This is a genomic window from Fervidobacterium sp. (assembly GCF_059913585.1).
The window spans coordinates 80063-92097 of the sequence record NZ_DBOLZL010000012.1; the positions used below are offsets into that span (position 1 = coordinate 80063).

Sequence of the window (12035 nt, forward strand, 5' to 3'; positions counted from 1 at the left end):
TTTCAGAAATTTATTTGTGGAAGGGGGATGACAGAGTTTAGGAAAAACGGAGTTATAGTAGCGATAGCACAAGCTCTTGACTATAGAACAAGGGAATCTGTTGAAGAATTGGAGTTACTTTGTAAGACACTGGATATAGAGGTTTTGGATACAATAATTCAACGCAGAGAAAAACCAGACCCGGCAACTTACGTCGGTAGTGGGAAATTAGAGAAGATAAAGAACTTCTGTGAAGAAAACCAAATTGATGTAGTTATCTTTGACGATGAAATAACACCCATTCAACAAAGAAACATAGAAAACGTTTTAAATGTTCCTATCCTTGATAGAACGCAGGTAATCCTTGAAATTTTTTCCAGACATGCAACAACTCACGAAGGAAAGCTACAAGTAGAAATGGCAAAACTTATTTATGAGTTGCCTCGACTGAGAGGAAAAGGTTTGTATTTGTCAAATCCTGGTGCAGGTATAGGTACAAGAGGTCCAGGTGAAACCGCACTTGAGCTTGATAAAAGAAAGGTAAAACAAAGAATTTCGACTTTGAGAAAGGAACTCGCAAAATTAAAACTCAACAGAGAAAATGCAAGGAAGTCCAGATTGGAGAGTGGATACTACCTTGTTTCAATTGTTGGTTATACGAACGCTGGGAAAAGCACTTTGTTGAGTTCGATTTCAGGTGAAAAAGATATACTTGTTTCAGATAAACTCTTTTCCACATTAAATCCTACTATCCGAAAGGTTAAATTACCAAGTGGTCGAAGTTGCCTTGTTGGTGATACAGTAGGGTTCATAAGTAAGTTGCCTCATACACTTGTTGAGGCCTTCCACTCAACACTGGAAGAGATACTTTATTCGGATCTTTTGTTGCTTGTTGTTGATATTTCGGACCCATTTTACAAAGACAAAATCCGCGCCTCATACAGCGTGTTAGAAGAAATCGGAGCTCATGAAAAGCCAACAATTCTTGTTTTTAATAAAATAGATGCTCTACCGGATGACAAACTTGAGCTTATAAGATACGAATACCCTCATGGGGTTTTCATATCTGCAAAACAAAGAGAGGGTTTAAATGGTTTGTTGTCAAAGATGGAGGAATATTTTAAATCTTTTGATATTCACGTTAATCTTAGAATAAACCATTCAGATTACGGACTAATTTCTAAGTATTGTGAATACGTGACTATAGAAAAGTTAACTTCTTCAAGTGAGTTTGATTTCGTCCAAATAAGTGGACCTGAGAGTATAGTGCTCAAGATAGAACGTGTTTTGAATTCAAAGGTTGAGAATTCTTATCTGTAAGGAGAGGAGAAGATGGAGGTAATAGAGGTATTAGAAGTTAGACATTTTTTAAACCGCTTTAAATTAGTTTTGTTTGTCAGCTTCTTTTTTATAGCTTTTGTGCCATCTTTGCTTGTAGCTTTGTATCAACTACCTGTAGATAGTTCTTATATTACCGCTACATTCATGGAGTTCCGAGCCACTGGAAAGGTTCCACATTTCCATTCTGGAATAGATTTTAGTACTTTTCTTAAAGAAGGAATCCCAATCAAGGCGGTTGCTAACGGTTTTGTAAGAAGGTTGGAGATAGATTTGGATAACATATATGGTAACACTGTAGTTTTAGAGCACCCAGATGGCTACAGAACGTTGTATGCTCATCTTTCACAGTTCGCAGAGAAATATGAAAAATTGGCAAATATGTTAAGGGAAGAATTTGGAGCCAAAAGGATTGTTGTTGAGTTTTTAGCGGATGATTGGAAAGTTTCTGCAGGTGAGGTAATAGGTTATTCTGGTAAGACCGGTGAAGCTGCGCAACCACATTGTCATTTCGAGGTTCGAGACAAAGAGGAAAAGAACATCTACAACCCCTTGGATTTTATTGACAAAAGTTTGTTGAAACCTGTCCAAATGGGGATTATTTTGAAAAGTTTGATAATAGATGGTAAAGAATACTCGTATTCGGAAAATGCTACATATGAGTTTTACGGAACGTACCCAAAAATAGCTGTTGAAACGTACACAGAATTAGCGAAAAATTTACTTGGAATTAAAGAAATAAAAGTGTACTTTTCAGGTGATTTGGTGTATCATATAATACTTGACAGGTTACCTATGGAATACTGGGAGAAACCTTACTCTCTGTATGATGAACGCTCTGTAATGACCGCACTTATTTATAGAGGATATTACAAGTTGTATAGCGATGAGACACTTCCTTATGTCAAAGTGAACAGAGTGAAAGATTATAACATGAGCTCGTACAAAGTAGTGCTTGAAATAAGTGATGCTTTTGGAAACGTCGGGAAGTTTTCTTTCAACGTTCAGAGAAGGTGATTGATATGTTTTTCTTCAAAAAGAGAGAAAAAACAGAAGCAGATTTGGAAAAGAACCCGTTTTATAAGGAATCCAACGCTTTAGTTGTATACATCAAGTGTAATAAATGTGGCGAGGTATTCAGAAGCCATCTGCGTATAGGCTATGACTTTATAATAGATTACGATAACAGGTCAGCACCTTTCAAAATTGAGAAAATTTACGTAGGTTCAAAGTGTCCCAATAAGATTGAACTAAGAGCAAAGTTCACAGGCTCTTACAAGCCAGTGAGCATCGAAATAGAAGGTGGGAAGTTCATATCAAAAGAAACTTATGAAAGGGAGGCAGAGAGATGAGAAGGTTGTTCACGAGCGAAAGTGTTACGGAAGGACACCCAGATAAGATGGCGGACCAGATTAGCGATGCCATCTTAGACGCGATTATTGCAGAGGACCCAAAGGCGCGTGTTGCTGTTGAAACGTTGCTCACCACAGGTGTTGCTGTTGTTGCAGGTGAAGTAACAACAAGAGCATACGTTGACGTCCAAGATATTGTAAGAAAGACGGTTCTTGAAATTGGTTACACAAGAGCGAAGTATGGTTTTGATGGTGAAACTTGTGCAGTTCTTTCTTCAATTCACAGCCAATCACCAGATATCGCACTTGGTGTTGACGAAGCAGCAGAGTACAAAGAAGGTCAAAAAGCAGAAGATGAATTTGAGAAAATCGGAGCTGGTGACCAAGGAATGATGTTTGGGTACGCAACAAACGAAACAGAAGAATTTATGCCACTTCCAATAATGCTTGCACATAAACTCGCCATGAAACTTGCGGAAGTTAGGAAGAATGGAACAGTGCCTTTCTTGAGACCAGATGGTAAAACGCAAGTTACCATCGAATACGATGAAAACGACAAACCAGTAAGAGTCGATACCGTGTTGATTTCTACACAGCACGAACCAGATGTTACTATTCCAGAAATTAAGGAAGCACTTATAAAATATGTAATTGATCCAGTCATTCCCGAAAACTTAAGAGATGATAAGATGAGAATTCTGGTAAACCCAACGGGTCGTTTTGTTCTTGGTGGTCCTTCTGCGGACACTGGACTTACAGGAAGAAAAATTATAGTTGATACATACGGTGGAGCTATACCTCATGGTGGTGGCGCATTCAGTGGAAAAGACCCCACAAAAGTCGATAGGTCTGCACACTACTTTGCAAGGTACGTTGCTAAGAACGTTGTTGCAGCAGGTTTGGCAGATAAGCTTATGATTCAGGTTGCTTATGCTATCGGTGTTGCAAGACCAGTATCGATAATGATAAATACATTTGGTACAGCAAAAGTGGACGAAGAAAAATTGTTGAAAGTAATAACAGAGCTCTTTGACTTCAGACCTGGGGCCATTATCAAAAAGCTTGATTTACTTAGACCAATTTACAAAAAGACAGCGGCATACGGTCACTTCGGTAGGAACGACCCTGATTTCACATGGGAAAAGACCGACATGGTTAAAGAATTAAGAGCAGCGTTCAATTTGTAATTTTTTACTAGAACGACGGAAAGAAGAAGTCCCATCTACGGATGGGGAATTGATTAGGAAGAAAAAAGAAAAACGAAAGAGTAGGAGGGATTTGTTCGTATGCCTAACACAAAGTCAGCGGCAAAGCGTGTAAGAGTGTCGGAGAAAAGAAGGATACTCAACAAAGCTTACAAAACAAGTATGAAAAACAAGATTAAAGCGGTTCTCAAAGCTTTAGCCGAAGGCAAACCTGTTGAAGAAGTGCAACAACTCTTCAGAGTAGCTCAAAGTGCTATCGATAAGGCAGCAAGAAGAGGCGCGATCCACAAGAACCAAGCAAGCAGGAGGAAATCAAGATTAGCAGCAAAGGTTAAGGCTTATGTTGCTGCTAAAGAGCAAGGGGTGTAAGGATGTCGTTCTACTACGTGATGGAACTGACTGTAAGTGAACAGCGAGCAGACTACGCACTGAAAAATGAAGAACTTAGAAGGTTAGTTGAAGAAAAGAGATGCGAAGTAAAATTCGAAAATGGCTCTCTTATCATCAAGTTTCCAGAAAACGAGGACCTGGATGAGGAAGTTATGCAAATCGTTCTTGAAGTGTTAAAGACCCCAGTGAATGCGAAAGAGTATATCTACGAGAACGGAGAAAAGATAGAGATATTCTCGGGAAGGTTGGACCCTGCTCACCCGCTTGGACAAGCAAAAGAAGAGATAAAAGAAAGAACCATAGAGAGCCTTGAAGAAGAGGAACAAGAAGAACTGAAACCGCATTACGAAGAACTCCTTGATGAAATCGAAGAGGAAGAAGAAGAGTAAATGTTAAATTGAATAAACACAAAAATCCCCCGCACTTTACGGCGGGGGATTTTTAACTCTGATTTTCCAAATTTCAAATCTTAAATCTTTTCACATATTCGTTCAAATCACTTACAGCTTTTGATAGTTCGTCTGAATAGTTCTTAACTTCGTTAACTTGTTCTGCTTGATTTGTAATTTGGGCTGCCATTTCTTCAATATCGTGTTCCACTTCTTGGATGTTCTTTGTTATTTTATCCATCGCAGCACTGACTTCTTCTGTTGCACCACTCTGTTCTTCAGCCGTTGCTGCTAAGTCGGTTGTCATCTTCGAAACTTCTTCTATCTTTTCTATCAATATCTTCAGACTTTCTCCAGCTTCTTTAACTGTTGCAACATAACCATCCACTTTTTGACTTACTCCCGTCGTCACTTTTTCAACCTTTTTCGCTTGCTCACCTATTTTCCCAAGTATCTCTGCTATCTTTTTAGTTGCTTGCCTACTCTCTTCGGCAAGTTTCCTTATTTCATCAGCAACAACCGCAAAACCTCTACCTGCTTCACCTGCACGGGCTGCCTCTATTGCAGCGTTCAGTGCCAGCAAGTTTGTTTGCTCTGCTATGCTTGAAATAGTATCAACTATCTCTCCGATTTGATTCGAGAATTTCGTTAGCTCAACTATAGCATTTAATGATTCTCCCATACCAGTTCTGATTTCACCTACTGATGTCTCAACTTCTGACATTCTGTGCGAAACAGTTGTGACATTTTCTTTCATCAATTCAGCACTTTGAGATAGTTTCTCTGAATATCTTGCTATGTTTTGAGCGCCTGCGGCAATCTCTTCCATTCCACTGTTTGCCTCTTGTGTTGCTGCGGCGATATCTTGGACCTCAAGCGTTGTTTTCTGGACTGTTTCTTTAGATGCCATTGCCGCTTCGGCTGAATTCTTTGCAAGGTCATCAAGCATGAAAGAAACAGACGAAACTTGTGCTCCAAGTTTCATAACCTCACCAACCGTTTGTTTAAAGCTATCTATAAGTATCTTAAATGCACGTCCAAGTTCAGCAATTTCATCTTTACCAAGTTGGTCTTCGGAAATTTCGGCTGTTAAATCGTTGTTCGCAACTTTCTGAGCAACCTCAACGACATGATTGATACGTTTGGTTATAGTGTCAGTTAGGAAGAGAGCAATCAAAGCTGCACCAAGGGCGATGATTATTCCCGCAAAAACACCGGACATTATAATCCTTCGAGCAGCACTTGTAATTTCGGAGTATGGAATAATACCGATAGCTGTCAAATTGTAACTTCCTATCCTTTCAAATGCTCCGAATTTTTTCCCGTTGAAATTGTAAACAACTGTTCCTTTGGTTTTTGAAATAATAGCCTGTGCAAGTTCTTTAGTTCCTTCCTCTTTAGCTAAGTCAAGTTTTCCAATGAATTCAGCTTTTGGATGAGCAACTGTTAAGGTTCCGTAAGTGAGTGCCAAATAACCTGATTGCCCTATCTTTGTTTTAGAAACCATTTTTTGTAAATCATCTAGAGGATACATTCCAGCCAAGACTCCAATAACGTTTTCTCCAAAATCTTTTACAGTGGCAACCACCAGAATAAGTTGTTTTCCATCATATTCATATGGTATGTAAATATCATAGTCTTTCTTACCTGTCAGAATGTTTTCAATTATATCATTTGGAAATTTAATATCGACAAGCCCGTCTTTAGAAACAACTCGTTTATCCGGCAGAATTACAAAGACGTCTACATAACCTTTCTGATTTAATGCGCTGTAGGCATTTCTAACTCCCCAGCCGAGTTGTGAAATTCCCAATTCGTCTGTTGTATTCATCATATACGGTGATATGGCACCACTGGCTGAATATTCATACAACGGTTTAACAATATCGTTTATGTAAATTTCTACGTCCTTTTTTACAGAGTTCAAAACAAGAGTTTGAATTTGAGCTGCAGCATCCCTAACTATTGAAATAGATACGAGCACCGAGACGAAGACACTTACAACGGACGCAACAACACCAACCAAAACTAAAGACAAGATAAGTTTTGCTCGCAAACTCATGAGAACACCTCCTCAAGAATCACTTGTTTAACTTTCTCAAAATTTTCGCCAAAATATCTATCTTCTGATAGTTTTACATCAATTTTACCATAAAACTCTTCAATTTTACAAGAACTCTTCAAAGGTCTTCGAGAATCTAAAGCAACCGAAACGAGCATTGCTTCGATGCTAATCAGTGAGACAATGTTTTCAAGGACTTTCCTAAGTTTTCTTACAGCATTAGCTCCCATACTGACGTGATCTTCTTGATAAGCTGAAGTTGGTATGGAATCGGCACTTGCTGGATGTGAAAGAACTTTGTTTTCGTTACATAGAGCGGCGGCCGTGTATTGCCAAATCATATAACCACTGTTCAAACCTTCTTCACCACCAGCAAGGAACGGTGGTAGACCTTCGTTGACCTTGGGATTAACTAATCTGTCTATTCTCCTTTCTATCATATTTCCCAGAGAAGTTAGTGCGATTGACAAGTAATCTGCGCAAAGAGCTAAAGGTTCTCCATGGAAATTGCCGCCACTGATGATTTCGTTTTCGAAAACCAAAGGATTGTCAGTAGCAGAGTTAATCTCACGTTGGACAACTTCCTTAACCCATTCGATAGTATCCAAGACAGCCCCGTAAACTTGAGGTATCGTTCTCAGTGTGTAAGCATCCTGCACTTTCCCGCAGTTCTTGTGGCTGTCTCTGATTTGACTTCCGTCGAGAAATTCCCTGAGCATCTGCGCAATTTTTATCTGACCTGGATGCGGTCTTGCGGTTTGTATCCTTTCATCGAACGCTGTAGGGGTCCCAAGAAGTACGTCAACACTTGAAGCGGCAACTAAGGTGGCTATCTTCATAAGTCTTTCTAAATCACGCACGATTAAAGCTAAGTGTGCAGCCATGAACTGAGTTCCGTTTATCAAACTTAAACCTTCTTTTTCTTCCAGATGTATCGGTTGGAAATTGTAATCTGAGGGCTTGAAGACCACAGCTTTTCCATCTTTGATGATTTTTCCTTCTCCAATTAGTACCATTGCAATGTGCGATAACGGAGCTAAATCACCACTTGCGCCAACTGAACCTATTTCTGGAACAGCAGGTGTTATTTTCTTGTTCAAGAGCTCCACGAGTTTTTCCACAACCATCGGTCTAACACCACTGAGTCCTTTGGCTAGTGCATTGGCTCTTATTAATATCATTGCTCTCACAAAGTCTTCAGGAAGATAATTGCCTATACCTGCAGAGTGTGAGAGAATTATGTTTCTTTGGAGTTCTTTAAGTTTTTCCTTTGATATTCGAATGTTTGCAAGTGCGCCAAATCCTGTATTGACACCGTATATGGGTTTACCTATGTTAAGAAATCTTTCGACAATTTCTCTACTCTTTCTTATTTTTTCATATGCTTCTAAAGATATCCCAACATGAGCATACTTTCGACTTACAAGATGAACATCTTCCAAGGTGAGATGTTCACCGTCGATGGTCACATGGATTCCATTTGTAGGTGTTGATACTTTCATAACTCACTTCCCCTTATCTTTGTTAAGTGTTTACCTTCTACAAAACGAGCCATTATGTAAAGCAAATCGGAAAGCCGGTTCAGATACTTTATAATTTCTGGTCTTACTTGTTCTTGTTGTGAAAGGCGTACAACGAGCCTTTCTGCTCGTCTCGCAATTGTTCTGCATACATCTAAATAAGCGCTTGGAATAGTTTCACCCGGTAGAACAAAAGAATCAAGCTTTACAGTTTCTTCGTAGGTGTGAACATATTTTGTAAGTGTTTCAACATCTTCATCATTTATCAACCTGACAAATTTTTCTCCTTTCGCCAGTTCAGCAGCCAGTCTAAAAAGGTCTTTTTGTACTTGTTCTACAATTTCCCTCTCATTGTCAGGTAGGAAATGCTTAGCCAGTCCCAAAAATGAGTTCAGTTCATCTACAGTTCCATAGCTTTCAACCCTAAGGTGAGCTTTTGATATGCGCTCCCCATTTGCAAGACTTGTTTCTCCCATGTCGCCAGTTTTGGTCGTAATTGACATTATTTGTCCCCTCCAAATTTTTTAGAATTAAATTGTCTTGTCTAAAACTTATTATACTAGCTTTCACAGGTTTTCACAAACTCAGGAAACCCGGTCTATTACTTTTATAATGCTTTATCTTTGAAAGTTCTGTTCTATGCACTCTTGCTCTTTCAAAATCTTTCCGTAAAAAACCACGTTCTCGTAAGTATCTGAGTTTTTAAGATAACATCTTTTTTTACCCTCAAGCTGGAAGCCATATTTTTCTAATATTTTCCGCATGGGGATGTTCTTTTCCAGTGTTTCTGCTTCAATTCTGATAGCTCCATTACTTTTTGCCCAATCAATAGCTATTTCCGTAAACTTTGAACCAAGTCCTTTACCCCGGTGTTCTATTACAATCTCCATTCCAAATTCAGCAACGTGCGCTGTCTTTTTCTTATTATCCAAAAACCACACCCACAATTGACCGACTATGTCGTGAGCGTATTCAGCAACTAAGAACAACTTGGTCTCCATGGATAGCCAGTTCTTTATCCAGTTTGTCATTCCTTCCAGCGTTATCTCATCGGGTGTGGAAAGTATCGTATCACTTTCTTCGGCAACTTTCTTGCGCATCAAATACGCCTTTTCGATATCATCTAAAGAAACAGACCGCAGAATGTAATCTTTGAATTGAACAGGCAAGTTTAGCCTTTGGAAATCAATCCCCATACTATCCCCCCAAGGAGTAATAAACTTGCAGTATTTAACAAAAAACAACCCCAACAACAGAAAAGCGTGTTGGGGTTTTCGTTATTCTCGAAAGTGTTATCCAGCACTTCCGTTATTCGGTTTTAATGCTACGATTTCCAAATCGACTAAACTCCTTACATTTTCAAGAAGCCTGATTGCGTCAATTACTGTATCTTTTGTGGCAATCACTTTGAGATATTCACCTTCGAAACTTCTTATGTTCATAACATTATCTTCAGCTTCGAGTAAATAGTTTAAGATGTGAACGTCTTCTTTTTTTATTTTTACTAGTATATCGTATTCAACGGGTTCCTGAACGTTTAATTTATCATCATTCATCACTTTCATCACTTTTCTGCTTCCTCCTTGGTATGTTCTTTAGTATTTTCAGCACCAAAGATGTGCGTTGTTAATGGACACGGTGCTAACTTTTTGCGCGGTTGCGATAGGAATTTTCTGAATTTTTCAACAATTTCTTTTCCTTCGTCTTCGAAGAGAAACCTTGCAAAATCTGAGAATTTATTTACCGTATTTTCACTTAGATTGAAGTATATGTTCCATGCTGCTTCATCCGCTTCCTCTGGGGAAAGTTGTAAAATTTCACAAAAGAATATCTTTACTGCATTAAACCGTGCGTTTTCTGAAACAGCAATTCTTTTTCCATCTGGTGTTAGAGAGATACCACCTCTGTGTTCATAATAAAGTAGACCTGCATCTGCCAATCTTTCCAAAAATTGCTTTGCTGAAGGCATCTTAACTCTTAAAAAGTTCGATATCTTTTTCAATCTTGTCCATCCCATTTCGTTCAGTGTCAGGTAGACTGCCAGAAGGTATTTTCTTTCAGTTGGTCCAAGTTGGTTTTCCACATGCCTCACCTCGCTATATTCCATTAAAGTTTTTGAAATTAATATCTAAAAGCGCTCCTACCTATGAATTCTCTTATAATGGACGTTCGTGGAATGTCTTCAATGTTAGTGATAGGCAAGAAGTAATCAAGTATCTTCAACAACCTGTTAGCTTCCGTTGATTCAGGCACATCATCGGGAACCACTGCCAAGAGAGGTTCTGCAAAGATTTTGAGAACAGACACTTCGTAAATAAGTGCGCTATTGAACATCGCATCTGCATTTTCTTGATAGGGGAAGATGTTTCTTTCCTCTCCACGTCTCACGCTATCCCACATTCTTAGTGTTGCAAGTGCATCGTGCCCTCTGAATTTGCTGTCCCTCACCATTCTTCTTAAGAGCCTTACATCGGTTGTGTGTAATCTGTTAACATTGTCCAAGTTGAGCTGAGCGAGTGCACTTGCGTAGATTTTAAATTTCAGTTCTTCAGGCACAAGTTCTGTTAGTTTTGGATTGAGACCATGTATACCTTCAACTATTATTATCTGGTCCTTGTCGATTTTCATCTTTGTTCCCACTGGTTCCCTTTTTCCCGTAACGAAATTGAATTTTGGTATTTCAACTTCTTTACCATTGAAAAGGTCAACTAAGTTTCTGTTAAACAAATCTACATCTATTGCTTCAAGTGCTTCAAAGTCATAGTTTCCATTTTCGTCGCGAGGTGTTTTTTCCCTGTCGACAAAGTAGTCGTCCAAGGATATAGTAACAGGCTTAAAACCGCTTGCCTTCAATTGTATCATCAACCTTTTTGAAAATGTTGTCTTTCCACTAGATGAAGGACCTGCAATGAGAACTAACCTGACGTTCCCTTTTTTCTTAATCTCTTCGGATATCATAGCTATTCTTTTTTCATGGAGTGCTTCTGCAAGTATTATTAAATCAGTTACCGCTCGTTCGCCTTTTGCAATCACTTCATTTAGTTCTCCAACACTGTTTATTTCCATTATTTCGAGCCATCTTGAGTATTCAAGAAAAACGGCAGATAGTTTTGGTAACGGTTTGAATGCAGGTACGGAAATTTTTCCATCTTTAACCACAGGAAGAAGAAGGACAAATCCTTGTTCGTATTTGACAATATCAAACCATTTCAGGTACCCTGTGGATGGTGGCATGTAACCATAGAAATAGTCAAAATGACCATTTGCTTCGTATACTTTGACAGTTTTCTTCTTCCTGTATTTTAAAAGCTTTACTTTATCTTCCATTTCTGCAGAAGCAAAGAGTTGAATCGCTTCGCTTTTCTGTAATTCGTTCTTTTTAAACCTTATGTCTGCTTCAGCCCATTTTCTCATTTCGTTTGCAATGTTTTTCACATCATCTTCAGAGAGTTCTACAGGTGTATTTTTATCTCTTATTTCGCAGTATATTCCGTGACCAATCGTATGTAACACTTTAAGAGCGTAGGTTTTAAACAAACTCCTAACGGCCGCGTGTAAGATGAATAGTAAACCACGTTGATATATCCTCATTCCATCTTGTGAGTCGAGTGTAATAAAACTGACTTCTACTGAGCGATATATGGGTCGGAATAATTCAACGATAGAGTTGTTTAATCTTGCACCGAGCACCATCTTTCCTGTTTTTTTCTCATAATCTTTAGCAATTTGTTCTAATGTTGTCCCCGGAGCTATTTCGTAAGTTTCTCCATTGACATAGATTTTAAGCATCTCCATATATC

Annotated in this window: 13 protein-coding genes; 6 read left to right on the top strand and 7 right to left on the bottom strand. The window is 38.8% G+C overall.

Annotation, left to right across the window (positions count from 1 at the left end; all coding sequences use genetic code 11):
• Window positions 1-27 precede the first annotated feature (27 nt).
• The 6 genes from hflX to AC3M61_RS03755 all read left to right on the top strand — a co-directional run bounded on the left by hflX (window position 28) and on the right by AC3M61_RS03755 (window position 4653).
• Window positions 28-1299: a GTPase HflX gene (gene hflX / locus AC3M61_RS03730; protein WP_500779559.1), complete on the top strand. Its 1272-nt coding sequence runs from the start codon at window positions 28-30 to the stop codon at window positions 1297-1299.
• A gap of 12 nt (window positions 1300-1311) precedes the next feature.
• Window positions 1312-2334, top strand: a complete 1023-nt coding sequence (locus AC3M61_RS03735) for a M23 family metallopeptidase (protein WP_500779560.1) — start codon at window positions 1312-1314, stop codon at window positions 2332-2334.
• 5 nt (window positions 2335-2339) lie between these two features.
• Window positions 2340-2669 carry a hypothetical protein gene (locus tag AC3M61_RS03740; RefSeq protein ID WP_500779561.1) on the top strand — a complete coding sequence of 110 codons (330 nt, stop codon included), beginning with the start codon at window positions 2340-2342 and terminating at the stop codon, window positions 2667-2669.
• Window positions 2666-3856: a methionine adenosyltransferase gene (gene metK, locus AC3M61_RS03745; protein ID WP_500779562.1), complete on the top strand. Its 1191-nt coding sequence runs from the start codon at window positions 2666-2668 to the stop codon at window positions 3854-3856. The genes AC3M61_RS03740 and metK overlap by 4 nt, the downstream gene beginning before the upstream one ends.
• Before the next feature lie 99 nt (window positions 3857-3955).
• Window positions 3956-4243, top strand: coding sequence for a 30S ribosomal protein S20 (gene rpsT, locus AC3M61_RS03750; RefSeq protein ID WP_500779563.1), 288 nt, complete (start codon window positions 3956-3958; stop codon window positions 4241-4243).
• A gap of 2 nt (window positions 4244-4245) precedes the next feature.
• Complete coding sequence (locus tag AC3M61_RS03755; protein ID WP_500779564.1) at window positions 4246-4653, top strand: hypothetical protein; 408 nt, start codon at window positions 4246-4248, stop codon at window positions 4651-4653.
• A gap of 73 nt (window positions 4654-4726) precedes the next feature.
• On the opposite strand, the gene AC3M61_RS03760 is transcribed toward AC3M61_RS03755, so the two are convergent.
• The 7 genes from AC3M61_RS03760 to AC3M61_RS03790 form a co-directional block, all read right to left on the bottom strand.
• Window positions 4727-6715, bottom strand: a complete 1989-nt coding sequence (locus AC3M61_RS03760; RefSeq protein ID WP_500779565.1) for a methyl-accepting chemotaxis protein — start codon at window positions 6713-6715, stop codon at window positions 4727-4729.
• Complete coding sequence (gene hutH, locus AC3M61_RS03765; protein ID WP_500779566.1) at window positions 6712-8217, bottom strand: histidine ammonia-lyase; 1506 nt, start codon at window positions 8215-8217, stop codon at window positions 6712-6714. Before hutH ends, AC3M61_RS03760 begins: the two co-directional genes overlap by 4 nt.
• Window positions 8214-8738 (bottom strand): cob(I)yrinic acid a,c-diamide adenosyltransferase, encoded by a 525-nt coding sequence (locus AC3M61_RS03770; protein ID WP_500779567.1) that lies wholly within the window; start codon window positions 8736-8738, stop codon window positions 8214-8216. The genes hutH and AC3M61_RS03770 overlap by 4 nt, the downstream gene beginning before the upstream one ends.
• A 114-nt stretch (window positions 8739-8852) precedes the next feature.
• A complete protein-coding gene (locus AC3M61_RS03775; protein ID WP_500779568.1) occupies window positions 8853-9431 on the bottom strand; it encodes a GNAT family N-acetyltransferase in 579 nt (192 codons plus the stop codon).
• A 96-nt stretch (window positions 9432-9527) separates the two neighbouring features.
• The gene (locus tag AC3M61_RS03780) at window positions 9528-9800 is read right to left on the bottom strand and encodes a DUF4911 domain-containing protein (protein ID WP_500779569.1); all 273 of its coding nucleotides are present in this window, start codon (window positions 9798-9800) and stop codon (window positions 9528-9530) included.
• Window positions 9800-10318, bottom strand: coding sequence for a metal-dependent transcriptional regulator (locus AC3M61_RS03785; protein WP_500779570.1), 519 nt, complete (start codon window positions 10316-10318; stop codon window positions 9800-9802). Before AC3M61_RS03785 ends, AC3M61_RS03780 begins: the two co-directional genes overlap by 1 nt.
• Window positions 10319-10356: 38 nt before the next feature.
• On the bottom strand, window positions 10357-12030 hold the full coding sequence (locus AC3M61_RS03790; protein WP_500779571.1) for a uridine kinase family protein: 1674 nt from the start codon (window positions 12028-12030) through the stop codon (window positions 10357-10359).
• Between the last annotated feature and the right edge of the window lie 5 nt (window positions 12031-12035).